Here is a 24115-nt window from a genome sequence, read left to right as displayed (position 1 = left end):
GGAGCCAGTTGTCGGATGGACCGCGTTGCAGAGTCTGCGGGAAGACTTCGAGTTCGGGAGCGGAGCAGGAGACGCACCACATCTCCCGAGCTGAACCGCGTAGGGCCTTGGCGAAGCTGGCTTTAGGGGCGTTCTACATCGTCTCGGTCTCAATGGTGATGGCCTCTGTGGTTGTCCTCGCGTGGACCCTGATACTGGCGGACACCCACGGCTACTCGGTGATCATCTACGACAACTTGCAGGGCGAAGCTGCAATCGAGATGGTTCTGCTCTTGGTGTCCATACTCTACGTTCCGATACTCTTCAGGGACGGTGTGAAGAGAGCCTTCGAGCTGTTCAGGCCATCGGGAGAGCAAGAGACCTGAAGGTCGTGAGGTTAGAAGCAAGAGCTGTGAGTTCGCCCAATCTAGGAGGGGGAGCCGCAGCCCACGCCAACAACAATAGGATTGCAGCGACTGCCAGCAGACTTCGCCTATTCGCTGTGGATTGGGAATTAGTGGATTCTTCAGAGCCCGCGTTAAGAACGCGCTAGTTCTCAATCCCTGAATTGGCCGAGTTCGAGGCGGCGATGGCTTCAGCCTGCGAATCCACCCTGAAGGAGGTGCTCGGGCTGAGCGGATTCGCGTCGACGGTCTACCGCCTCAGCATGAACGGAGTCTCGTTGCGCGACTGCGCAAGCAGGCCTGCCGACTTCGACGATTTTCTCTCCGTGCTCTTCAATCCTGTAGGGGCGACCCTAGTCGAAGGCAGGATACTGAAGCGCTTCTACGGCGAACACACCGCCATTGTATTCCGATGGGGGGACAGCATGAACTTCTGCGCGGAGGTGAGGAGGGCGCGCCAAGCCTTCGAAGACGCGAATAACTCGCCGCAGTAGGCGATTCCCGTCACTTCTTCAGAATAATGTGAAGAGCCAGAATGCGCCTGCTGGCTCCGCCTCTCACTTTCGTCTGCCCCTCTCTCCGGGACTTTGCAAAACGTCGTCTGTGATTATATCTTTCCAATCAATCACCCTCGTTTCGTATGCATTGCGTTCGCTCTCGTGAGATACAGAGACCGAAGGGACGGGAAGATGCGCGGGCGAATCTTTGACCTCTACCCCGGCAGACCCGGAGAAATGGTGGTCTGGCTCAAGGAGGAGAACGGCGACGCGGTCAGGCTCGTCGACAGCTGGTCGCCCTCCATCTACATAGCGGCAGACAACAGGACGGACCTCGAGACTCCGCTCAAGACAGTCGGGGAAGAGCTCGCCTGGACGAGAGTAGTGCGAAGGCGCGAGAGGGTCACAGACCGAGAGAGCAGCGAAGTGGTGGAGGCCAAGGTAAGGGACGCGAAGCGGCTCCAGCAGGTGGCCGGGAGGATAGAGAGGCTGGGACCCTTCGGCGCCTTCCGGGCTTACAACGTGGACGTACCGCCGAGCCAGAGCTACCTCTACGAGCGCGACCTGTTCCCCTTGGCCTACTGCGAGGTCGAGCAGCGTGGAAACAGGCTAGAGTGGATGCTGGAGGACGACGTCTGGGCTTACGACTACTGCATAACAAACCTCAGGAAAGTGAAGGTGGACGTCCAGATAGAGAAACAGGGAATGCTGGCGCGCTTCACAGACCCGCTAAAGGCCGTGACTCTGGAGAGCGACAACGGCAAGGTTGTGATCGAAGGCCGGAGCGAGGCCGACATGATACTCGATATAGTGAAGGCAGTGAAGGAAGCCGACCCAGACTTCGTGCTCACGACCGACGGTGACACCTTCCTCTTTCCCTACCTGACCAAGAGGGCCGAGGCCAGCGGAGTAGCGGGCAGGCTGGCACTCGACAGAGACGGGACGCTGCTGACCCTTCCCGCAAGGAAAGGAACGTCCTACTTCAGCTACGGCAGAATCCACTACAAGCCGTCGGCCATGAAGCTGTACGGGAGGCTGCACATCGACGTCAACACGTCCTTCGCCTTCTCCGAGGCCGGGTTCGAAGGGCTCTTCGAGCTTTCCAGACTCTGCAGAATGCCCCTCCAGACGTCGAGCAGGGCGACCATAGGCAAGGCGCTCTCGAGCCTCCAGTGCTACAACGCCTTCAAGATGGGCCTGCTGGTGCCCTGGAAGCCCACACTGGCTGAGCATTTCAAGACAAGAGCAGAACTCCTGGTGGCAGACAGGGGCGGCTTCATATTCGAACCGAAGATGGGAATGCACGAGGGCATTGCCGAATTTGATTATTCGGCCCTTTACCCGAACATCATGCTCAGGAAGAACATCTCTGCGGAGACTGTGAAGTGCTCCTGCTGCCCAGACTCGAAGAACAGGGTGCCGGAGCTGAACTGGAACGTCTGCGAGGAGAGGACAGGCATAATCGCGAAGTCGATGGAAATCGTGGTCGGCAAACGGCTTCGATACAAGGAATTGAAGGGCAGCGCGACGGGGACAGAGCGGAAGATCTTCGATGAGCGACAAGCCGTCCTCAAATGGGTTGGTTGCGTTTCATTCGGCTACCTCGGCCACTCCAACGCGAAGTTCGGCAGGATAGACGCCCACATAGCAGTCTGCGCCTGGGACAGGAAGACCCTAATCGACACGGCGCGAATCGCCGAAAGGAGGGGGTACGAGGTCATCCACGGGATAGTCGACTCCCTCTGGCTGAAACGGGACGGCGCAGACGAGACTGACTACTTGGAGCTAAAGCGAGAGATAGAAGAGGAGATTGGTTTCCCGCTGTCCTTCGAGGGCATCTACAAGTGGGTCACCTTCCTCCCTTCGAAGGTGGACCCAGGGCTGGCCGTCCTGAACAGATACTTCGGCGCCTACAGGAGCGGGGCGTTGAAGGTGCGAGGGATAGAGGCGAGGCGCCGCGACACGCCCCTCCTCTTCAAGCGGTGCCAGATGGAGATCCTCACGAGACTCGCAAAAGCGGACACAATCAAAGAGGCAAGGGAGATGCTCCCCGAATGTGTCGAGGTCTTCCTGAAGTACGCGAGCATGATTGAGAGCCGGGAGGCTTCGGCCGACGAGATGGCCTTCGCCATGAACCTCTCCAAGGAACCTGAGGAGTACGTCAACAGGACCCTCCAGGCGTCAGTCGCGAAGCAGCTCGTCGGTGAGGGGGTCGAACTCCACGCGGGAGAGGGGATAAGATACGTGATAAGGGACTACGGGTCGGGCGGCTCCAAGAGGGCCGTGCCATTCGACTTTTGGGAGGCGAAGGACTACGACCCGAGGCGCTATGTCAGGCTCTTGGCCGAAGCCTGCGCAACAGTGCTGAGGGAGTTCGACAGCCGCTGCGACGTGGAGTTGCTGGTCGGGAGGCACGAGCACGGACATGGGCTCGTGGACGCAAACATGCGGAAGACTGTCGGCGTCCGGGACCTGACGCGCAAGACCTGGCCCGCATGCTGAATGAGAAGTAACCCGCGTGTTATTAGCCGTCTGAGGCCTCACGTTCGATGGATTACCTCTCTTGGGTATTCGTCTACACCCCTCTTCCGTGGCTCGCCGCCATGTACACTGTGGCCTACAGGCATGACCTCGGCCGGGTTGCGAAGCCATTCGATGACCGCAGCGGCCTGGCCGCGTGGTGGGCCGTCTGCAGGTACCTTGGCCTAATCAGTCCTGACGCACCTCGCCCTGCCAGACGACCGTGGAGAAGCAGGCCCCTCCTGGCGGTTCTCGCTTTTGCCGGAGTCGCCGCGAGTCTTCCGTTCACTCACGTCACTTCGGGCTGGTACTACCTCGTCATCCTGCAAGCGGCCTTCGCTTTGTCATTGTTCCTCGAACTGGTCAGCAGGATTGGACCGTTGCCCGCCGGACCATACAGAGACATGCTTGCTTATCCTCGCCTGGGCACGAGAGTCAGGCACCTCATGAAACGCCGGAGGCGTGAGCGATAATCAAAGATACAAACTCGAGCCGCGTGCGATTCTTCAACGTGTCATTGATCAACGCGAACGTGATGTCGTCGCCCCGCTATCCGGAGCCGCAGAGGTTCGTCGGGGAGCTGATTCACTCAATCGAAGCAGCCTCGCCGAGGTTCGCCTGGGTCCAGCTCCTCTTCCGGCGCGCCAACTATTCCCCTTCGCTGGTGGCCCTGAAGAACGACATCAACCTCGCGGCCGTGCACATCAAGACACCCAAGACGAGCATCATCGACGACAGCGAGTACGACAGGCCCGAGCTCCACCGGGACTGGTTCAAGAAGTCCGCAGAGAGAATCAAGAGAATCGATGCCATAGTAAACTCGCCGCAAGTCCTGCTTGCAATACAGGGGATGTGGGTAGGAGACCCAGGGGATATTTCGTCCCTGCCCTTCAAGGACTGCCACGACGAGCTCGACAGGCTCGGGACCTTCGTCTACAGGAACCCGTGGATGCTAGTGGATCTCGTCGAGAGGAGGATGGTCGAGGATGTCTCGCCATACTTCATGAGCTACACCCGCTCCCGTCTCGAGCCCCCTTCGTTCCTGATCACTAAGGACGAACTTCCCTACTTCGTCCATCTGCCAATCGTCAAGGAGGCCAGCTCTATGAAGTCGGTCGCCTTCAGCCAGTACTCGCCGGTGGTCCCGGGTGGAGACGTCGAAGGGGCCGGAGAGCCGGAAGGCAGGGGGGTTTCGAAGGTCCTGAGGCTGACCAGAGTCCCGCTGATCAAGGAACCGCTGAAGGAGAAGGACGCGGAGAGGCTGTCCCTCCTCGCTTCGCCGGCGGTGAGGAGCCTGGAAGTTGTCTTCACGTCTGGCAAGACGGACGTCTTGATCTCATCAGGCTCGGTACCTGGCCTGAACGAGTACCTGGCCGTCCTGAAGTCAGTGTACGGCGAGCTGGGGGCGCAGAGCATCGAGCCGAACCCGGCCTTCCTCACGGAACTACCTGGAATCGTCGGCCTGGAAGCTGCCCCCGTTAAGGGCCGAGCCTGACTCCAATCGCTGAAACGAATTGGGCCAGACCCTCGACAGCGGCGACATGCTCTTCCACACGCTCGTGGTGGGCGGGACTGGTAGCGGCAAGACCAACGCAGTCCTGCACATGCTCAACCTTCTCTTCAAGAAGAAAGAGGAGGGGAAGCCGCGGCCGGCTCTCTTCTTCTTCGACCCGGCGGGGGACGCGTCCATCGACCTGCTGCGCTCCATCCCGAAGTCCGAGTGGACAAGGGTCAACCTGTTCGACCCGCAGTACGTGACCTTCGGCTTCAACCTACTCTCCCTCCCCGATGGGCTCGAAGAATCAGAGAAGCCCGAGTTCACCCACAACCAGGTGGACGAGTTCTCCATCCTCCTCTCCGACGTCTTCAACACAGACTCCACCAACGCGCCCCGCCTCATGTGGGTCTTCAAGGGGGTCCAGTACTACGACTACAGGTTCACCCCCGACCCCACCCTCTGGGAGATCTACAACATCACCCTGGACTTCACAAAGAGGAGCGCCAGGGAGGTCGAGGACCTTCTCAACCGGAAGGAGGTCCAGAAGGACATAATCCGGGGGACGATGGAGGCCATCTCCAAGCTCCCGCAGGATGCCTACATGCCAGTCCTCAACAGGATATCCAACTTCGTCCTGCCGCAGAGCTCGGTGACGTTCCGCACATTCTGCAACCGCAAGTCCACCATCGACTTGGAGAAGCTCATGGAGCCCGGGACCCTCACCATCTTCAGGATGCCCCCGAACCTGCCGAGCGAGTTTAGGAGGATCTTCGCTTCGGCCGTGGTGATGAAGCTCTACTTCGCGAGCGTGAAGCGGGCCACCAGGCTCGAGAAGTCGGGGAAGGAGCCCTCGGCGCGCACACCCGTGATATTCGCGGCCGACGAGTTCAGGGACATCGCGCAGCTCCGCATCCTTCGAACCATCCTCTCCCAGTCGAGGAAGTACGAGCTCTACCTCTGGATGGTGGCCCAGACCCTCTCCGACATCCCCGACGACCTGATGGCCTCGGTGGACGCCAACGTGGGCCCGGTCCTGGCATTCAGGTCGAGCCCCGACGACGCGAGGCGGCTCGCCAAGATCCTGTACCCAGAGAGGGCGGACGATGTAGCCGAGCTCATCCCCGGCCTGGAGGACTATTCGGCCGTGGTCAGGAAGAGGCCCGTGGGCGGTAGGCCGCGGGAGCCGCCATTCAGGGTCGAGTTCCCGAAGCTTCCTGACCCCCTGTGCGGGTACGCCGAGGCGCTCGACTTCATGAAGGTGGACATGGAGGCGAAGTACGGCGGAGCCACAGGGGAGACCGAGCTCCTCTACAAGAAGGAGTTCGACCAGGCCCTGAAGGAGCGCGGGGACTGCTGGCTCGGGGAGCCCGCGCGCTGGGTCCCCCTTGCCTACCTCCACTGCCACGGCGAGATGGGTTTCAGGGCGCTGAGCAGGATCTTCGAGGACAGGTACGGCTGGGACAAGAAAATCCTGCAGTTCGGGTTGGACAAGCTGTACGAGGGGGGATATGTGACGAAGAGGGCGGGGATAGGCCAGCTCTTCGTGGACATCGACCTCCTAGAGGCATTCTACTCCCCGTAGTCAGCTACCAGCTGCAGCCTGGTCCTTCTCGAACCTCTCGGCGACCGCTCTTTCGAGCCTCTCGAGCTTCTCGTTCAGCCTGGCCATCTCCTCGTCCTTCTTCATGGCCGCCGTCAGCGTCAGCGCCATCCCGCACCTGCGGCACGTCTCCGCGTCTGCCTCGCAGAGCGTCCCGCACCTGACGCATCTCTTGGGTGCCTTGACCTCTTCCTGCTGCTCCTTCCTCAGCCCGTAGGCCTTCAGCAGCGTCTCGTCGACGTCCTTGCCGCTCAAGTGAATGTACATCCGCGGCATCTTCGAGCCTATCTTCCAGCCGAAGACCAGGCAGAGCTGCGCCTCCGTCATTATCTTCGCCAGGTGCGTCGCCCGCGTGTGCCTGAACACGTACGGCGTCACCGTCTTCTCTATCTTCGCACTCTCCCGCCACCGCTTGACTATCTTGATCAGGCCCGTCCACTTAATCGCCGTGTTCCTGGTGTTGCGCGACTGGTCGATCCAGAGAGGCGCGTCCCTCTCGGGCACGGGGTGGTTCTCTATCCAGTTCGCCAACAGCGGAGCGGCGTTGATCACGCGGACCGGCCGCGACACGGTCTTGGTCTTGCGCAGGTACACTATCGCGCCGTAGTCGTCGAACATCACGTCGTTCTTCCTCAGCTTGAGGAACTCCGCCGGCCTGGGCCCAACCTCGTACATGGTGTAGCTCATGGCGCGGTCGCGGAGGTTCTGGCAGACCCCGAAGATCTTCCAGAGCTCCTCGTCGGTGAGTATGTCGTCCGGCCCCACCGTCTCCTCTGCCGAGCCGACCGGAAAATCCTTCACGAAGTCGGCGTCTCGGTGCCACCGCATGAAGCGCTTCGTGCAGCGCTTGTAGTCGACCTTCGTCCAGTCCTCGAACGGCTTGGTCTGGCCCGTCATCCGGTTCTTCACGACGGCGCTGTCGATTCCGACGATGATCTGCTTGAGGTCCTGCCTGGTGACGTCGTCGAAGGGCTTCTTCAGCCACCACTTCGATACGTTGCGGAGTATGATCCTGTGCTTCTCCTGCCTCTTGACGGACATGGGTGGCAGGTCCTCGATGAACTGGTCTATCAGCCGCAGGTTCTGCTCCTGGTACCCCTCCTGCTCTAGCTCGCTCACGGTTTCAGGCCCCTATCTGGCTCTATACCCTTCGGGAGGGAATTTAACGCGAAGGTCGAGCTCCCTTTCCCGGCGCATTCCAATTCATGTTTCCACTCGACAGCATGTCGCCCCGCGGAAAGTGTAAGTAGGCTGCGGCCCACCTCGTGCGAACCAATGCCACGGGTCCCGCGTTTGCACTACATTGTCTCTATGCCGAGGCCCAACACCCACTACTTCGAGGTCAGGATAGAGGTGAAGGCCGGTGAAGGGAAGGACCTCAGGTTCGTGATGCCCGTCTGGACCCCCGGCTCCTACCTCGTCAGGGAGTTCTCGCGCAACGTCATTGATTTTGAGGCAAAAGAAATTGGCACAGGGAAAGAGCTGGCGTCCCACAAGGACTCGAAGTACGCCTGGGTCGTAGAATCAGCTGGCACGCGTGGCGTTGAGGTGAGCTACAGAGTCTATGCGCACGAATTCACTGTCGACACCAGCTACCTTGACGACATTCACGGTATCGTCAACGGCGCGAGCGTCTTCATGTATCTCGACGGGATGGAGAAGGAGCTCATACTCCTCACAGTGGCCCCCTGCGAAGGCTGGGCGACAATCACCACAGGGCTCGAGCAGGTCTCTGTGGGGGACGGTGGGAGAAGGGACTACGCCGTTCCAGACTTTGACACGCTCGTGGACTCTCCTATCGAGATTGGAAACCAAGACACGTACCAGTTCGATGTTGGCTCTGTCAGGCACGAGGTCTCGATTTCTGCCCTTGACAGCGCTCTTCACGGAAAGCTTGTCTCCGACGTCAAGAAGATTGTCGAGCACACAGTCCCTGTGTTCGGAGAGATACCCTACAGGAGGTACGTCTTCATTTTGGACTTCTCAGACGACATTTCAGGGGGGTTAGAGCACTTGAACAGCACCCACTGCATGCTCCCGAGGCTGAGGCTCCAGCCTGAGGAGGAGTACAGGAAATCCCTCTCGCTCTTCAGCCACGAATTCTTCCATGCATGGAACGTGAAGAGAATGAGGCCCACGGGTTTGGGTCCGTTCGACTACAGGTCCGAGACCTTCACGAAGTCCCTGTGGATCGCAGAAGGGATAACAAGCTACTACGACAACCTCATCCTTCGGAGGGCCAAGTTGTTCTCCGCCGAGGAGTACCTGGACGAACTTTGTTCGGACATCAGCGCCCTGTCCAGCCTACCTGGACCGCTGAATGAAAGCGCCGAGGAGGCGAGCTTCGACACCTGGATAAAGTTCTACCGTCCAGACGAGAACTCCCCCAACGTCGTCAGCTCCTACTATTCGCAGGGAGCTGTCATAGGCTGGGCGATAGACATGGAAATCAGAGGGCTGACTGGTAGCTCGCGCACTCTGGACGACGTCATGCGGAAAGTATACCGCGAGACCTACAAGCAGGGCAGAGCGTACACAGACGCAGAGTTTGAGCGTGCCTGCAGCGAAGTAGCCGGGCACGACCTCTCGGAGATCTTCGAAGAGCGGGTGCGAGGCACGTCGCGGGTCAACTTCGGCAAGTACTTCGCATACGCGGGGCTGGAGCTGGCCCCAAAGGTGAAGGACCCGATGCCTGAGAAAGGATTCCTGGGCGTGAAGGTAAAGTCTGATTCGGGCAAGACAATCGTCTCAACGAGACTCTTCGGCAGCCCTGCGGAAGCTGCGGGGTTGTCCGCAGGCGACGAGATACTGGGCGCGAATGGGATGAGGCTCGATGTCACGACGCTGCCCTACTTCATCTCCACCTCGAAACCCGACGCATCCATCACCCTGACTCTGGCGAGGAAAGGCATCATCCGGGAGGTGAAATGCCTCCTCGGCTCGTATCCCGTGTTCGAATACAGGGCCAAGAAGCTCGAAGGCTCGACAGTGGCGCAGCGGGAGCTCTACTCCAAGTGGCTCCTCGAACCTTGGGAGGGCGAGTTGAAGTACACCGACCACCCTGAATACCCCCTCCGGCGAAAGGTCTTCGACTACATTTGAGGCAACCCTCGAGTCTGCAGGACAGGTATGCCCCGAACAGCATCTGCTTCGGGTGTGGGCCGAAGAACCCGAAGGGCCTGCACATCAAGAGCAGACCGGCGGGGGACAAACTCGTCGCAGACTGGCGGCCCGAGCCCCATCACGCGGCATTCTCGGACTTCGCTAGCGGCGGGATCATCTCCGTGCTCCTCGACTGCCACGGGAACTGGACGGCTGCGTATTTCCTGATGAAGTCTCGTCACCTATCGAGCCCGCCAGGTACTGTCACCTCCGAATACACTGTCAAGTTCCTGAAGCCGACTCCCCTGGACAAGCTATGGCACTTTAGTGCCAAGGCGTCCAGGATCGATGGAAGCAAGGTATACGTCGAGGGCCAGCTAGATGTGGACGGCGAGAAGACTGCCACTATGAGAGGGGTGTTCGTGGCTGTGAGGGAAGACCACCCCGCATTCCACCGCTGGCGGTGACCCTCCTGAAATAGAGCGCGCCTGCGAGTGCCACGACAGCAACAACAGCGACAATCAGTGCAGCCAGGATTGGTGTGGACCCCGTGACGCGCCCGTACTGCGGGCTGATTACAGACACCTGATGATAGTTCGTCACATAGAGCTTCCGAGTCGCCTGATCGACCGTCATTTCATAGACGGTGGACGCGACTGTGTACCTTGCGAATACCCCCCCGCTGTATGCGTCGACCTCTACAATCGTGTCGCCGGGGTTGGTCGCGACGAAAAGGTCGTTGCTTCTTTCATCGATTGCGAGGACCGAGGTTCCGTTTACTCCCGTCTGTCCCAGGACGATGCTCCTTACGATGCTCTCGGTGGACGTGTCGATGACGACGACAGAGTTCTCATCGGTGGAGGCGAAGAGTTCGTTGCCGAGTCTGTTGAGAACAAGTGCAGAGGGATACGCAGGCTCGGGCAGTTGAATCGTCTTGATTATGGAGAGGTCGGCGGAGCCTAGCACTGAGATGGATCCAGAAAGGTAGTTCGCGACATAGATCTTGCCTTTCGTTTCGTCGATAGCTATCCCTTCTGCTGCATTCCCAACAGTCGCGTTCCCCAAAACACTGCCCGTCGTTGGGTCGAGCTGATAGACTGCATTTCCGCTCGTGAATATGATGTCACCTGTCACATTGTCGAAGACCATGTCGAAGACTGGGAGTTTCAGTTGGATCGTCCTGTCGAAGGACTGTGTTTTCCAGTCGAATACGCTGACAGACCTGTCACCCGCGACGTAGACCGTTCCTGTCGAACCGTCCAGAGCCATCTCGCCCGGTGTACTTGGAAGTGGAAGCACCCGCTCGAGCGCATCTGTGCTTGCGTTGATGATTCCGAACGAGAAGCCGATCGGGGGATAGATTCCCGACTCGCCGTCGACGTAGACCACTCCCCTCGCGGAATCGACAGCCAAGGAGAGAGGCCACGAACGGCCGTAGTCCACGTTCACTATTCCCGACTGGGCATGGGCGGATGGCACAGCCAAGAGCAGGAGAACGGCCAAGGCAACGACGAGCTTCACTCGGGACTTCCCTCTGCTTCCTGAACCCGCCCATGCCTCAGCTGCGTGAGACGAAAAGTGCGTGCGGAATCTCCTTGCCGAACGTTCGCAACGCCACCTTGGCCGCATCCGGCGATCCTGGGAGGCAGAGAATCAGCTTGCCCCTCGCGACTCCGGCTGTGGCGCGCGTGAGCATCGCTGCCCCGCCAACCCTCCTGTAGCTGACTCCTCTCAGTAGTTCGCCGAAACCCTCCAGCTCCTTCTCGAGAAACGGCCTGACAGCCTCTATCGTGACGTCTCTGCTTGAAATGCCCGTCCCGCCCATAAAGACGAGCACGTCATCTTCTCCCCGGAGGAACTTCTTGACCTCCTTCACGATCATCGACTCGTCATCGGACAAGAGACCTCTCCTCGATACCCTGTACCCTAGTCTCGTCATTTCCTTCGTTGCCCGGTCGCCAGATTCGTCGGTCCATCTCTCTCCACGAGTCTTCGCCCCATGCCTGCTTGTGCTGACTGTCACAAGCACGGCAGATACGTCCCTCGGGGCACTTGCCCTATGCTTCTCGTGAGGCTTCAACTGGCCGCTTCACCTTCCTAGTGACGCTGATCTTCTCTATCCTAGTCGAAGGATACTGACCCTTCGAATCCTTCTCGTACTGTTTCACTACGTCCCAGATGTTGAGCAGCGCCACGCTCACCGCGGCAAGCGCCTCCATCTCGACGCCCGTCCGCTCATGGGCTGCAACGCTTGCTGTCACCTCCACTCCATCATCGAGGAGCTTCGCCTCAACCTCGGTCGAGTCCAGCCTGAGCTGATGGCACAGTACCACAAAGGCTGGCGTCTGCTTGGCCGCCAGTACGCCCGCGAGCCTCGCCAGCGAGAGAGGGTCGCCCTTTTCGACCTTCCCCCTCCTGATTCGTTCGACGGTTGTTCGTCTCAGCTTGATACGCCCAGACGCAGTCGCCATGCGATACGAGATGGGCTTCCGAGAAATGTCCACCTGTCTGAACGACATGGGTCCGAGTCTTCCACGAGCTCCATATAGGTTCTCCCGACGGTCAGGGAAAGTTTTTGAGCCGCGACCAGCCCTCACCTCTGTTTGACCTCAGAGACTGCCATCGCAGGCCCGCTGCTGGACGGCATGGGACGGGTGGCGAAGAAGCTCAGGATATCCGTCACAGACAGGTGCAACTTCGCGTGCCTCTTCTGCATGCCAGACAAGGCCAATGTCAGGTGGCTCGCGAAAGATGACCAGCTGAGCTTCGAGGAGATAGAGAGGGTCGCCCGCATCATGACTATGCAGGGAATCGAGAACGTCAGGATCACAGGAGGCGAGCCCCTGCTGAGGCCAAACCTAGACACGCTCGTGCGTAAGCTCTCTTTGGTGGAGGGAATCGATACGCTCGACATGACAACGAACGGCTGGTTCCTGAAGCAGAAGGCGAGGGCGCTCAAGAGCGCCGGGCTGCGGGGGGTGACAGTCAGCCTTCACAGCCTCAAACGAGAGAGGTTCAGCAGGCTCTCTGGGGTGGACGCACTTCCGAGGGTACTCGAAGGAATCGAGGAAGCGATCAAGGTTGGGCTCAACCCTGTCAAGATCAACAGCGTCGCTATAAGGGGGTACAACGAAGACGAAATTGTCGACTTGGTGGAGCTCGCGCATTCGAGGGGGCTCTCGATCAGGTTCATCGAGTTCATGCCCCTGGACGGTCTCGGCATCTGGAGACCTGACGCAGTCATGTCTGGCCGGGAGATTCTGTCGATGCTGGATGACACCTATGGCCTGTCGCCACTCGGCAGGGATACAGGGAAGACGGCCTCCCTTTGGTCCTTTGGCGACGGAGGCGGGGAGCTCGGCCTGATAACACCGATAAGCGAACCGTTCTGCGACGACTGCGACAGGCTCCGGCTCACCTCGGACGGCAAGCTCCTCTCTTGCCTCTTCGACACTGAGTACTACGACCTGAAGCCGATGCTCAGGGGCGGGGGCTCAGACGCGGCGATCTCCTCCTTCATTCGCGATTCAGTAAAGAAGAAGCCAGAAGGGATAGGTCACATGCCTTGGATTAAGGACGGATGGGCGAAACCGCGGAACATGAACGCGATAGGTGGGTGAATGGCATGGCCAGGGCGACCGTCCTGTACTTCGCGAGCGCAAGGGACTTGGTGGGCAGGAAGAACGAGGAGCTCAGCTTCGAAGGCAACCCCACTGCGGGCGCCCTGCTTGAGCGGATAGTGAGCGCGCATCCTGCTCTCATGCCGATGAAGAGTTCGATCCGGCTCTCTGTCAATCATGAGCTTGTCGATTCCGACGCTGCAGTCGGGGACGGCGACGAGGTAGGCGTCCTCCCGCCGGTCGCCGGTGGTTAGTATGGCAAAGGCGACTCGAGAGAAAATCACCAGCAAGCGCATCCTCCCCCTCAGGGTCCTCGAGGAAGTGATGGACGACGCCGCCGGTGGAACGGTGTTATTCGTGGGTTCGATAAGGAGCATGAGCGACGCTGGACGGGTGAGCCTTCTGGAGTACCAGGCCTACACTAAGATGGCGGAGAAGAGGATGAAGGAGATAGAGGCCGAGGTGATGAAGAAGTGGCCCGTGAAGAACGTGAGAGTGGTCCACAGGCAGGGGAGGCTCAGGGTAGGCGACGTGAGCGTCGTTGTGGCTGTTTCATCGGAGCATAGGGCCGAGGCCTTCGAGGCCTGTCGTTACGCGATAGACCGAATCAAGACGACCCTCCCCATCTGGAAGAGGGAGAGGATCGGGAGAAGGAACCGCTGGGTCGAAGGTAGGCCAATCGAGGCTTAGCTGGGCTAGTCGCGCTTGACGGTCATCGGCTTTTCGCCGCCCAGGCTCTTGGTCGGGAGGAGTTTCCCATACTTCGTGGCAACCACCTCGGACAGTATGCTCAGCGCAATCTCGGAGGGCGTGACTGAACCCATGTCGACACCGATTGGCACGCGAATGGAGCCAACGTATCTCTCGTCAACCCCCGTCCTGCGCAGCTCGTTCAGGTCGTCCTGCGCCCTTTGCCTGCTCGCCATGATGCCGACGTAGCGCAGCTTGAACTTGGACAGCGCCGCCAGGGTCTCGACGTCCCTCGCCCCCTTTGTCAGGACCACCACAGAGTCGCTTTCGTAGAACTTGAACTTGGAAATGTCGAAAGTCGCATCCTTGATTAGCTCGTCTGGTTCCTCTGACAGAACCGGGCTGTGGTCTATGACTATGACCTCGAAGTCCAGGATCTTGCCCATCTTGACGAGAGCGTCCTCGACGTCGTCTTTGCCGCCCTGCCCGACCAAGACGAGCCTCTGCTGCGGGAGATATGGTTCGACGTAGATGTCCATTGTGCCGCCGCAGTTCGTCTCCACGTGTATTTCATCATCGCTGTGGCTCTTGACCACACCCTCCACTGCTTTCTCGACATCCTCTAGGAAGACCTTCACAGTCCTCGCCTGACCCGTCAACATGGTCTGCTTGGCTGTCGCGACTATCGCCGATTCCGGGCACACCCCTCCCAGCGATCCGTATAGAACCTCCCCGTCCCTCGATATCATCACCTTGAAGCCGGGCCTTCCCAATGAAGACCCTTCGGTCTTCACCACAGTGGCCACGGCGAATGGCTCCCTACGATTAACCAGGGTTCCCATTATCCTCGCGAATTCCGCTTGCTTCATGCTTCATCCGGATTGGCGGTTCCACTCTATTTATTCTTAGCTGGGAACCCGCCGACCGTTACCTGTCCTCTCGGCTCCAAAGCGTCAGAGGGACATGGCACCCGTTTCATCTGCGAAGCGACTGGCAAGCAGGACACTCGTTGCAGCGGGCAGGATTCAAGGAATGACCTCCGGTGTGTGAGGCGCCCCCTTCTAGCCTCGGGAAGGCAGAAGTAATACCAAACGCCCGCCCCGTGATCAGTTGATCAGCGGTATCATCCTCGCAGCCGGGACGTCGAAGCGGATGGGCAGTCCCAAGCAGGACGTGCTCCTTGCAGGTCGGCCCATTCTCGAGTACGTTGTCGACGCCTTCCTCTCCTCTAACCTGGCCGAGGTCGTCGTAGTCGTGAGATCTGGACTGACTTGGCGCAGGTCAGAAGGCAAGCTGAGGGTGATCGTGAACCCTCGGTACCTTGAGGGCCTCAGCGAGTCGGTGAAGCTGGGCCTTGGTACCATAGATGCGAGGAGTCAGGCTGCGTTGATAGGGCTCGGCGACAAGCCGCTTGTCCTCCCATCAACGGTCAACCGCATTGTCTCAGCGTACGAGGAGTCTGGCTCGAAGATTGTCATCCCGGTCCACGCCGGAACGAGGGGGAATCCGATCCTGTTCGACAGGAAGATGTTTCCCGAAATACTCCGCCTTCACGGGGACGAGGGGGCAAAGCGGGTGGTCGAGCTGTACGAGGAGGACGTGCTCGAGGTCAAGGTGGAGGACGAAGGCATACTCGTGGACGTCGACACGCCTGCAGATCTCAAAACGGCGGAGCGGACTCTGGCGAGCCGTGCGGGCTAGCTGGAAAAAGAGAAACCTGGCAACAACATCGCCTCGACCTCTTGGCCTGCCTCCATCGAACGCACCTCCTCTGGCACTACTGTGACTGCGTTCGACTTCGCGAGGAGGGACATCGATTCGGTCTCCCCGAGCATCGGCTCTGCTGCAGTACCCCCTCTGGTTGGGAAGACCCTCAGGTACACGACCTTGGTGAAGTTCGGGAACCGCCTCCTGGCCTCCCAGTGCCGCGTCAGCCTCGCCCTCACCCGGACCACTTCGTCTCCCCCGCCTGAGAGCTTCTGGATCAGGGGCAGGGCCAGCAGAATGAACGCGTTGACGGCGCCTTGGATGGGTCCGGGCATCATCACAACTGGCTTGTTCTTGACGACAGCCACTCCGGCCACTCTGCCCCTGTCCATGCGTATCCCGTGATGAATCACCTTGGGTTTCAGGCGCTTCACAACGTCCTCTGCCAAGTCCAACGCCCCGACCGATGTGCCCCCCGTGGTGAGCACCATGTCGGCCCTTCTCAGGCCCCGCCTGAGTTTCGCCAAGATGTCTCCCCGCTTGTCCTTCGCGATACCCAAGTCAATCGCGTCACAGCCCAGCTCCCTCGCCATCAAGAGGAAGATGGGGACGTGAGTGTTGCGCGTCTTTCCGGGGGCGGGAGCTGCTACGTTCGTGAGTTCGCTGCCCGTGGCAAGGAAAGCGATTGTCGGGCGAGCGTAGACCCTTACGGCACTCGTCCCCATGGCCATCGCCAGCCCGACATCTTGCGCCCTTATCCGGGCTCCCTTCCTCAAGACAACGCTCCCCCTCTTGATATCCTCTCCAGCTGAGAATACGAAGCTACCAGCGGCTACTGCGTGGCCGATGGACACGCGGGTTCCCCTCGCAGTCGTCTCCTCGAGTGGAACAACCGCATCCGCGCCCTTGGGCATGAACGAGCCCGTCGATACTCTGAATGCTTGACCCTCCCTCACTCCGATGTCAGGCCTTCTTCCGACTCCGACCTGGCCCACAACCTCGAGCCTTGCCGGATTCCTCTCGGACGCCCTGTTGGTGTCGGCGCTCCTGATCGCGAACCCGTCCATGTGAGACGTGCTGAAAGGCGGGGAGTCGGTCGTTGCTCTGACATCCTCTGCGCTGACACGACCATAGGCCCTCTGGGGAGGAACCGTCTCAACCCTGAGCTCCCGGCCCGTCAGCGCCAAGACCCCTTCGACGACCTGCCCCACGCGAGCATACTCGGACACTGGTGTGACCAAAGGAGGCTCCGCCGAACCCAGCAGTCCAGATATAACTTTCGCCATCGTTGAAGATACGTTGACCGTCGAGCGTTTAATTGACAGCGCGGAATCGAGCCTTCCTCGGAGGTCAGAAACGTGAAAGGAGAGATTGTCGACATGGTCGATTCCGGCGACCGCCCGATAGGAACGGCCAGGCTGGAGGAATGCCTCAGGAAAGGCCTCCCGCACAGGGCTGTCGCAGTGCTCGTGTTCAGGAGCGGTGCCAAGCTGCTTCTGCAAAAACGCAGCAGGCATGACAGATGGCACCCGGGAAGGTTGACACTGTCGTGCACCGGCCACGTGAAGGCCGGGGAGAGCTACAGGGAGGCCGCAAGGCGGGAGCTCTTCGAAGAGCTAGGCCTCGATGTCGGCCTAACGCGCATCACGAAGGTATTCCTGCCCAAGGTCAGGGGCAGCGGGCTCTCAGAGTGGGAGATTGTCACAGTCTTCGCCTGCTGGACAGACCTTCCTGTGAAGATAGATCCGAAGGAGCTGGAGGGTGTCAAGCTTGTGTCAGGATTGACTCTGAGAAGACTGATGAAAGGGAGGGCTCTCACCCCAGACGCTAAGATCCTGCTGTCAGAATGCCTCAATCTAGTCAGGCACAAAGCGCGTGCCGGCCGTGCCATCGAGGGCCTCGGTCGCCTTCTCAAGCGATGAGATCACTCCCACCTTCCCGCCCCATTTCAAGAACCGGATGCAGGCCAGCACCTTCGGTCCCATGCTGCCCGACCCAAACTGGCCTTCGGCGAGATACCTCTCTGCCTCCCGCACGCTGAGCTTGTCGAGATCCTTCTCGTCGCTCTTCCCGAAGTTCAGCTTCACCTTCTCTATGTTCGTCAGTACGAGCAGCGCGTCCGCGCTCACCGCCTCCGCGAGCCTTTCCGCACCGAGGTCCTTGTCAATCACTGCGTCCACACCGACAAGCTGCCCGCTCCCGTCCGACACAACAGGGATGCCTCCTCCTCCCGAAGAGATGACGACAGCTCCAGTCTCGACCAGACCGGCGATCAGCTCCGCCTCGACGATCCTGACGGGGTCCGGGGAAGGCACTGCCCTCCTGAACTGCCTCTCGCCCTTCGGGAGGACCTTCTTGACGACGAAGCCCCTCTCTGTTGCGAGTCTCTTCGCGGTGGTCTCGTCGTAAAACGGACCAATCGGCTTCGACGGGTTCTGGAAGGCTGGGTCGTCCCTGTTGACGACCACTTGCGTGACCAGTGCGACGACTGGACGCTTCAGAGACGCCGCCCTGAGTTGGTTGCCAAGTTCTCGCTGGATGAGGTAGCCAATCTCGCCCTGGGTCATAGCTCCCAGCACGTGCAGTGGTTGCTCCGGCACCTCCCTTGTCGCAGCACTCTGTATGGCCAGGGCACCTACCTGAGGGCCGTTGCCATGGGTCAATACGAGGTTGTGCCCCTTCTTGAGCAGCTTCACGACTTGAGCGCAGGCCAGTTTCACGTTCGCAGCCTGTTCCTCGTACGTCCCCTCCTGTTCGGGCCTCCCGAGGGCGTTGCCCCCTAGCGCAAGCACAACCTTCAAGGAACTGGCTGGCCCTCGGCGCCGATATAAACGATTAACCGAAAATGCTCCAAGGCTTAAATAACTTCGGAGCGCAAAACGCGATCCCTTGACGAATCGCACTCAACCCAAGAAGAAGGTCGCATTCGTTGCGCCCTGCTTGGTCAACCAGAACGCCAAGGTGGCGGAGTTCAACCGACTTCCTGGTATTGTCTTCCAAGTGAGGAGAGGAGCATCTGAAGCAGTAACGCGGCTCGTTGCAAATTGAGCGCCATCGACGAGCTCACGCAGCTCCTTTCAGGCGGGGCAAGGGTAGTCGTCATAGCTCAGCGCGACGTGGACCTGACGTCGCTTGCCGCTGAGAACACCCTCCTCCTGTTGAAGCTGACAGAGGGTTCCCATGCTGCAGGTGGCCGGGGAGCAGGATTCGGCGAGCGAAAGGTGGTGAAGGTGTCCCTCTTTCGATACGGGGACGGAGCTTGCGAGAAACTCTTTGACACGGAGGACGAGGCGAAGGTCGCTGAGTTCGAGGTCCCTTACTACGTGGCTAGGATGCCGATGACACTTCGCGACGGCACCGAGAGCATGGGCTACGGGGTGGTCGACCCCGAACTGGTCGGCCAGTTCGCTGCCAAGGTTTCGCAGCTTAAATAGACTCGGAGGGTTGGCGAGCAGGAAGTTGAAGGTACTCGTTACTGGCGCCTCCGGAATGGTCGGGAGGAACCTCGTCGACTTCCTGGCGAAGAACCACGTGGAGGTGATTCCGACCGACCTCGCAGGGTGGCCCGTCAGCGGGAACCTTCTCGACAAGGATTTCGTGTTCACGAAGCTCGCCTCCCTCGACTTCGACGCAGTCGTCCACCTGGCAGCCCTCACGGAGATCAAGAAGACGATCGAGAACCCGAAGCTCTGCTTCGAGGTGAACTGCTTCGGAACTCTGAACATGCTCGAACTCGCACTCAAGAAGAATGTCTCTCGCTTCGTCTACGCATGCCATGACGCCCGAACAAGGGCATTCACGACTGATGGGCTGAAGCATTACACCGACCTGAATGCTGGTGACTACGTCTTCACGCATAACATGCGGACGGGAATCTTGGAACCCAAGCCGGTGCAGCGCGTGTTCATCTATCCGTATGAGGGCCAGATGGTTCACTTCAAGGGAAGAAGGCTAGATTTGATGGTGACACCCAACCACAACATGCTCGTGCAGACACCCACAAGTTCTAAGGGGCAGCGTGGTTGGCGTACAACCTTTGAAAGAGCGGATGTAGTCGCTGCTCGTTCAGTCTGCAGACTGGTGACTGGCCGTTGGGTCGGGACCCAAATCACGCCACCGGTTCCTCCGGAATCCCTTCCCAACCCTGTCGACCTGTTTTACTTGACGGGGGTGTTCATTGGAGATGGAAGCCTAAACGGAAGACAGTTCCAGACCGTTACCAGTGGACTGTCCAAGAGCCTGCTAATGCAGAGACGCGACGGTTCAGGGCGTTTTGAGAGGCGGCCAACCACGCCGGTGAAAAGAAAGTACTTCTACCCACGCGTGTTCTTGTACGTCCCGAAGGCAGACAAGTGCAGGCAGCGGCTTGAGGAAGTGCTGACACGCGACTCCATCAAATGGTCGGGGTACGACAAGAGTCTATACTTCACTTCTGACCCCCTTTACAGGATTTTTGACGATTGCTATGATGCAGGATCAGATTCGAAGAACGCACACTTCAAGAGGATTCCAAGATGGATGCTTGATGCTCCGGTCGTGTTGTTGAGGTCTCTTCTACAGGGCCTACTCGATTCGGATGGGTCCAGAGGAAAGGAATTAACTACTGTATCGACCGGTCTCATGGAAGATACACTCGAACTCTGTGCGAAGCTTGGGTACTTCACCACAGTCTCCCTAGATCATAACGTATCATACATCGCCGGCCGCAAGATTGAATCGACGAGCTACAGAATTGGAATCTCTGCCAAATCTGGATCGCCCATGTTCGGAACAGAATACGGCAACGCCCACTCTGATTACTACTCTGGAGAGGTCTGGTGCGCTGAGGTCGAGAACCATAATTTCCTCGTCGAGAGAAACGGAAGAATAACCTTGTCAGGAAACTCCTCCGCCAACGTCTTCGGAGCGCCCAAGAAGAACCCGGTCGCAGAGGGGGCCCCGTTCGACCCAAGAGTTCCCTACGACTACTCGAAGGTCGTCTGCGAGAACATGGCGACGAGCTACTTCAGGAGCAAGCAGCTACCAGTGTCGATTACACGCAGCTGGCTTCTCTTCGGGGAGTACGACCAGCCCAGCAGGGCGACCATCAGGTTCATCAGAGCCTGCCTCGCCGACCAGCCGCTGACCCTCTTCAACAGGGGAAGGGACACAACGGCGCCCTCACATGCGGTCAACTATGCCAGATTGACCCTCGCTCTGCTGACTAACGAGAGGGCTGTCGGGGAAGCATTCAACTTCGGAGGAGAGAAAGCAGTAACGATAAGGCAGCTTGCACAAACTGTGAAGCGGCTGACAGGGTCGAAGTCAAGAGTAGACTTGGCCCCCCCGAGGAGCGAACTCGAGCGAGAACCGCAGGTGAGCTATCCCTCGACCGCCAAGATAAGGAGGCTCCTCGGCTACAGGTACGAGCTGACGCTGGAGGAGGGGTTGCGGCGTACAATCGCTTGGGTGAAGAACCAGCCTACGCAGTAAGGATGAGCTCGACCTTAACGTCCTCTGGGATCCTGAGCTTCGTTATCGCCCTCATCGTCCTGTCGTCCGGCTGGACGTCGAGTATCCTCCTGTGAATCCGCAGCTGCCAGTGGTCGAATGTGTGGCTCCCCTCGCCCGTCGGAGCCTTGCGCGTCGTGATCTTGAGCTTCTTTGTCGGGAGCGGCTGGGGTCCCTTGACCTTGACTCCAGTCTTGTCAGCGATATCCTTGATGTCCTTGGCCACCTTCTCAAGTTCTTCGAGGTTTGCGCTCGTCAACTTTATCCTGGCATACTGGGGCATTTTCTTGCAACCGCGCCTTCGCACTCTATTTAGATGTTTTTTCCCGAATCACATCGGGAACTTCCACTTCTTGCCCTTGTCGTACTCGAGGAACTGGATGCTCTTGGTCTCGTAGTAGTGGTCGAGCCCCTCCAGACCCAGCTCCCTGCCGAAACCGCTCTGCTTGAAGCCGCCGAACGGGACCTCCGCCCTCGCGATCGGGGGCGAGTTGACCCACGTCGTCCCTGCCTGAATCCTTTCGGCCGTGCGGTATGCCTTCTCCATGTCCTTGGTCCACACCGAGGAGCCGAGGCCGTAGATGGTGTCGTTGGCCCGCTGTATTGCCTCCTCCAAGTCTCGCACGACGAAGATTGGCAGAGCCGGCCCGAAGCATTCCTCCTTCGCCATCATCGCGTCGTAGTCCACGTCCTTCAGGATCGTGGGCTCGTAGAACAGGCCCCTTTCGAGGGTCTTCTCCTTTGGTCTCCCCCCGCCCAGCAGCACCTTCGCATCCCTGCTTTTCGCGTCCTCCACCATCTCCTCCACCTTCTCCCTCTGGGGCGCGTTGTGGACTGGCCCGATGTTTGTGCCTGGGTCTAGCCCGTTTCCCACCTTGACCAGCTTCATCAACCTGACCAGTTTTTCGGTGAACTCGTCTGCTATCGACTTGAAGAGGAAGAGCCTCTTGACCGACGTGCAGGACTGCCCGCAGTTCCGGAACCTGCCCCACGCTGCACCCTCCACGGCGAGGTCGATGTCCGCGTCGTCGCAGACTATCATAGGGTCTGAACCGCCGAGTTCTAGGGTGAGCCTCTTGATTTGTTTCGCGGAGCCTTCCATGATTCTCTTCCCGGTGGCAGTCTCGCCCGTGAACGCTATCTTCGATACCTTCGGGTTGCCGAGCAGCTCCTCGCCGACCACTGCGCCTGGGCCGGTGACGACATTCACTGCGCCCGGCGGCAGGCCAGCCTTCACCAGCAGAGCCGCGACCTTCAGGTCGGTCAGCGGTGTTGAGCTGGCCGGCTTGACAACGAATGTGTTGCCCGCTGCGAGTCCGGGGGCGAGCTTCCAGCCCATCAGTGAAACAGGGAAGTTCCAAGGTAGGATTGCTCCTACAACCCCTATCGGGAGCTTCGTGACAATGAAGAAACCCTCGCCCGTAGAGAATGGCGTGTGTGCTCCCCTCTCCTTTCCGACCAGACCGGCATAGTACTCGCAGCTGTTCGCGAAGGAGCCGACCTCGCTCTTTGCTTCGTTCAGTGGTTTGCCCTGCTCCGTCGTCAGCGTCCTGCCGAGGCCCTCCAAATCTGCACGGACCGTCTCGGCTATCTTGAAGAGGACTCTCGACCTGTCGAGGGCCGGCACCTCTGACCACTTCGTGAATACCTCTCTGGCCGAATCAACTGCCCTCTTGACGTCCTCCCTACCTCCCTTCGGGACAGACCCTACGACCTCACCGGTGGCTGGGTTGAAGACATCGAATGTCTCCTTGCTTTGCGCGTCCACCCATTCTCCCTGGATGAGCATCTTCAATGCGAAATCACCGCAGCTCCGACTCCATCCCATGTATAAGAATTGTCTGGGTTATCTGGCCAGTTTGCCGTCCCACATCATCTGATAGAAGTGGGTCATGCTCTTTTCGTCGAAGACAAGGGGGCTGTTCGGCCTCGGATACATCTGGATGCACTCTCTGGCGAGCATCGGAAGTTCCTCTTCCTTCACCCCTAGCTCCTTCAGGGTACCCTGCATCTTCAGGTGTCTGACGATCGCCATGGCGCGCTCGGCCACAGCCATCCCCAGGGCGACAGGGTCGTCCGATGTTCCACCAACAGAGAACGCCTCGGCGAGCCTCTTCATCTTCGGCCCACACGCAACCGAGTAATTCGAGATGATGTACGGGAGGGGAAGACCGCAGGAGACGCCATGCGCCAGCCTGAACCTGGTAGCTAATGTGTAACCCACCGAGTGGCCGTACACCATCTTCGCTTGAAGGGCTATCCCCCCCATCAGCGCCCCCAGGCTCATCGCCTCGCGTGCCTTCCTGTCCGTCGCGTTGTCGTACACCCTCTCCAAGTTGGCGACAACTAGCTTGATTCCCTCGATTGCCGCCGAGTCTGTAATCGGATTAGCTAGGGATGAAAGGAATGCCTCCGCGTTGTGGCAGAGTGCGTCCATCCCAGTCGCTGCTGTGACAGCTTGCGGCATGGTCAAGGTGAGCTCGGGGTCGACGAGGGCTGCATTCGGGAGGAGCAGCGGGCTGTTGATCCATTGCTTGTGCCCTTCGACAGTCACCATCGATGTCACAGTCAGTTCCGCCCCAGTTCCGGCAGTGGTGGGAATCATCACCGAGGGCACCGCTTTCTTCGTGAACAGGTTGTTGCCGACGTATTTCCTGGCGGGTCCCTCGTTTGTCGCAAACGCTGCTGCGACCTTCGCCATGTCCATTGAGCTCCCGCCCCCGACTCCGATGACTAGGTCGTACTTCCCGCCTCTGACCTTGTCAGCGACAGCGTCAGCCACCACTATCCTCGGCTCTGGCTCGACTCCGTCGAACACGTCAAAGGTCACCCGACCCATCCTGGCCGTCACTTTCTCGACCACACCCGTCTTGACCATCACCTTGTCCGTGACAATCAGCGCCTTCTCCGCCTTGTGCGACCTGACCTCTTCCCCGAGACCGTCCAGGACGCCGTAGCCGAAAGCAATCTTCGTGGGGAGGAAGTAGGAGAAGTTCACGAAGCTGAGT

Annotated in this window: 25 protein-coding genes; 15 read left to right on the top strand and 10 right to left on the bottom strand. The window is 59.3% G+C overall.

The window, feature by feature from the left end; all coding sequences use genetic code 11:
• Nucleotides 1-107 precede the first annotated feature (107 nt).
• From LYZ69_01375 to LYZ69_01350, 6 genes are all read left to right on the top strand, one after another.
• Nucleotides 108-365, top strand: a complete 258-nt coding sequence (locus LYZ69_01375; GenBank protein ID MDV3277102.1) for a hypothetical protein — start codon at nt 108-110, stop codon at nt 363-365.
• Nucleotides 366-547: 182 nt separating this feature from the next.
• Nucleotides 548-877 carry a hypothetical protein gene (locus LYZ69_01370; protein MDV3277101.1) on the top strand — a complete coding sequence of 110 codons (330 nt, stop codon included), beginning with the start codon at nt 548-550 and terminating at the stop codon, nt 875-877.
• 195 nt (nt 878-1072) lie between these two features.
• Nucleotides 1073-3382 carry a hypothetical protein gene (locus tag LYZ69_01365; protein MDV3277100.1) on the top strand — a complete coding sequence of 770 codons (2310 nt, stop codon included), beginning with the start codon at nt 1073-1075 and terminating at the stop codon, nt 3380-3382.
• A gap of 47 nt (nt 3383-3429) precedes the next feature.
• A complete protein-coding gene (locus LYZ69_01360; GenBank protein ID MDV3277099.1) occupies nt 3430-3873 on the top strand; it encodes a hypothetical protein in 444 nt (147 codons plus the stop codon).
• 23 nt (nt 3874-3896) lie between these two features.
• A complete protein-coding gene (locus LYZ69_01355) occupies nt 3897-4895 on the top strand; it encodes a hypothetical protein (GenBank protein MDV3277098.1) in 999 nt (332 codons plus the stop codon).
• A 19-nt stretch (nt 4896-4914) separates the two neighbouring features.
• Nucleotides 4915-6480 carry a type IV secretory system conjugative DNA transfer family protein gene (locus LYZ69_01350; protein MDV3277097.1) on the top strand — a complete coding sequence of 522 codons (1566 nt, stop codon included), beginning with the start codon at nt 4915-4917 and terminating at the stop codon, nt 6478-6480.
• Here LYZ69_01350 and LYZ69_01345 read toward each other — a convergent pair whose 3' ends face one another.
• Complete coding sequence (locus LYZ69_01345; GenBank protein MDV3277096.1) at nt 6481-7617, bottom strand: tyrosine-type recombinase/integrase; 1137 nt, start codon at nt 7615-7617, stop codon at nt 6481-6483.
• Nucleotides 7618-7773: 156 nt separating this feature from the next.
• Between LYZ69_01345 and LYZ69_01340 the strand changes: the two genes are divergently transcribed.
• Nucleotides 7774-9600 (top strand): PDZ domain-containing protein, encoded by a 1827-nt coding sequence (locus tag LYZ69_01340; protein ID MDV3277095.1) that lies wholly within the window; start codon nt 7774-7776, stop codon nt 9598-9600.
• A complete protein-coding gene (locus LYZ69_01335) occupies nt 9597-10067 on the top strand; it encodes a PaaI family thioesterase (GenBank protein ID MDV3277094.1) in 471 nt (156 codons plus the stop codon). Before LYZ69_01340 ends, LYZ69_01335 begins: the two co-directional genes overlap by 4 nt.
• Here LYZ69_01335 and LYZ69_01330 read toward each other — a convergent pair.
• The 3 genes from LYZ69_01330 to moaC are packed head-to-tail and all read right to left on the bottom strand — an operon-like array spanning nt 10006 to nt 12119.
• Nucleotides 10006-11121 (bottom strand): YncE family protein, encoded by a 1116-nt coding sequence (locus tag LYZ69_01330; GenBank protein MDV3277093.1) that lies wholly within the window; start codon nt 11119-11121, stop codon nt 10006-10008. The genes LYZ69_01335 and LYZ69_01330 overlap by 62 nt on opposite strands.
• 37 nt (nt 11122-11158) lie before the next feature.
• Complete coding sequence (locus tag LYZ69_01325; GenBank protein ID MDV3277092.1) at nt 11159-11680, bottom strand: MogA/MoaB family molybdenum cofactor biosynthesis protein; 522 nt, start codon at nt 11678-11680, stop codon at nt 11159-11161.
• Nucleotides 11658-12119 carry a cyclic pyranopterin monophosphate synthase MoaC gene (moaC, locus tag LYZ69_01320; protein MDV3277091.1) on the bottom strand — a complete coding sequence of 154 codons (462 nt, stop codon included), beginning with the start codon at nt 12117-12119 and terminating at the stop codon, nt 11658-11660. The genes LYZ69_01325 and moaC overlap by 23 nt, the downstream gene beginning before the upstream one ends.
• An 84-nt stretch (nt 12120-12203) precedes the next feature.
• Here moaC and moaA point away from each other — a divergent pair, with 84 nt between their 5' ends.
• Genes moaA through LYZ69_01305 form a run of 3 tightly spaced genes read left to right on the top strand, consistent with a single transcriptional unit; the run spans nt 12204 to nt 13910 of the window.
• Nucleotides 12204-13220 carry a GTP 3',8-cyclase MoaA gene (moaA, locus tag LYZ69_01315; protein ID MDV3277090.1) on the top strand — a complete coding sequence of 339 codons (1017 nt, stop codon included), beginning with the start codon at nt 12204-12206 and terminating at the stop codon, nt 13218-13220.
• Nucleotides 13221-13225: 5 nt separating this feature from the next.
• A complete protein-coding gene (locus tag LYZ69_01310) occupies nt 13226-13474 on the top strand; it encodes a MoaD/ThiS family protein (GenBank protein MDV3277089.1) in 249 nt (82 codons plus the stop codon).
• A 1-nt stretch (nt 13475) separates the two neighbouring features.
• The gene (locus LYZ69_01305) at nt 13476-13910 is read left to right on the top strand and encodes a molybdenum cofactor biosynthesis protein MoaE (protein MDV3277088.1); all 435 of its coding nucleotides are present in this window, start codon (nt 13476-13478) and stop codon (nt 13908-13910) included.
• Nucleotides 13911-13915: 5 nt separating this feature from the next.
• Here LYZ69_01305 and LYZ69_01300 read toward each other — a convergent pair whose 3' ends face one another.
• A complete protein-coding gene (locus LYZ69_01300) occupies nt 13916-14779 on the bottom strand; it encodes an XdhC family protein (GenBank protein MDV3277087.1) in 864 nt (287 codons plus the stop codon).
• Between the two features lie 241 nt (nt 14780-15020).
• Here LYZ69_01300 and LYZ69_01295 point away from each other — a divergent pair, with 241 nt between their 5' ends.
• Nucleotides 15021-15611, top strand: coding sequence for a nucleotidyltransferase family protein (locus tag LYZ69_01295; protein ID MDV3277086.1), 591 nt, complete (start codon nt 15021-15023; stop codon nt 15609-15611).
• Here LYZ69_01295 and LYZ69_01290 read toward each other — a convergent pair.
• Nucleotides 15608-16858: a molybdopterin molybdotransferase MoeA gene (locus tag LYZ69_01290; protein ID MDV3277085.1), complete on the bottom strand. Its 1251-nt coding sequence runs from the start codon at nt 16856-16858 to the stop codon at nt 15608-15610. The two genes, LYZ69_01295 and LYZ69_01290, sit on opposite strands and share 4 nt — an antisense overlap.
• A gap of 117 nt (nt 16859-16975) precedes the next feature.
• On the opposite strand from LYZ69_01290, the gene LYZ69_01285 reads away from it, so the two are divergent.
• On the top strand, nt 16976-17539 hold the full coding sequence (locus LYZ69_01285) for an NUDIX domain-containing protein (protein ID MDV3277084.1): 564 nt from the start codon (nt 16976-16978) through the stop codon (nt 17537-17539).
• Here LYZ69_01285 and arcC read toward each other — a convergent pair.
• Nucleotides 17474-18409: a carbamate kinase gene (arcC, locus tag LYZ69_01280; GenBank protein ID MDV3277083.1), complete on the bottom strand. Its 936-nt coding sequence runs from the start codon at nt 18407-18409 to the stop codon at nt 17474-17476. The genes LYZ69_01285 and arcC overlap by 66 nt on opposite strands.
• A gap of 252 nt (nt 18410-18661) precedes the next feature.
• On the opposite strand from arcC, the gene LYZ69_01275 reads away from it, so the two are divergent.
• Both LYZ69_01275 and LYZ69_01270 read left to right on the top strand, forming a co-directional pair.
• A complete protein-coding gene (locus tag LYZ69_01275; GenBank protein MDV3277082.1) occupies nt 18662-19051 on the top strand; it encodes a hypothetical protein in 390 nt (129 codons plus the stop codon).
• A 25-nt stretch (nt 19052-19076) separates the two neighbouring features.
• Nucleotides 19077-21089 carry an NAD-dependent epimerase/dehydratase family protein gene (locus LYZ69_01270; GenBank protein ID MDV3277081.1) on the top strand — a complete coding sequence of 671 codons (2013 nt, stop codon included), beginning with the start codon at nt 19077-19079 and terminating at the stop codon, nt 21087-21089.
• Here the strand turns inward: LYZ69_01270 and rpsJ are convergent.
• From rpsJ to LYZ69_01255, 3 genes are read right to left on the bottom strand one after another with little or no spacing between them, the layout of a single operon-like run.
• Nucleotides 21079-21390, bottom strand: a complete 312-nt coding sequence (gene rpsJ / locus LYZ69_01265; GenBank protein MDV3277080.1) for a 30S ribosomal protein S10 — start codon at nt 21388-21390, stop codon at nt 21079-21081. The genes LYZ69_01270 and rpsJ overlap by 11 nt on opposite strands.
• Before the next feature lie 48 nt (nt 21391-21438).
• Nucleotides 21439-22896, bottom strand: coding sequence for an aldehyde dehydrogenase family protein (locus tag LYZ69_01260; GenBank protein ID MDV3277079.1), 1458 nt, complete (start codon nt 22894-22896; stop codon nt 21439-21441).
• Between the two features lie 57 nt (nt 22897-22953).
• Nucleotides 22954-24105, bottom strand: coding sequence for an iron-containing alcohol dehydrogenase (locus LYZ69_01255; GenBank protein MDV3277078.1), 1152 nt, complete (start codon nt 24103-24105; stop codon nt 22954-22956).
• Nucleotides 24106-24115: the final 10 nt, after the last annotated feature.

It is taken from the genome of Nitrososphaerales archaeon, from assembly GCA_032906765.1.
Taxonomy (GTDB): Archaea; Thermoproteota; Nitrososphaeria; order Nitrososphaerales; family Gagatemarchaeaceae; genus DASPPF01.
Note: the sequence above shows the minus strand (reverse complement) of the source record. Positions and strands in the feature narration are given on the sequence as shown.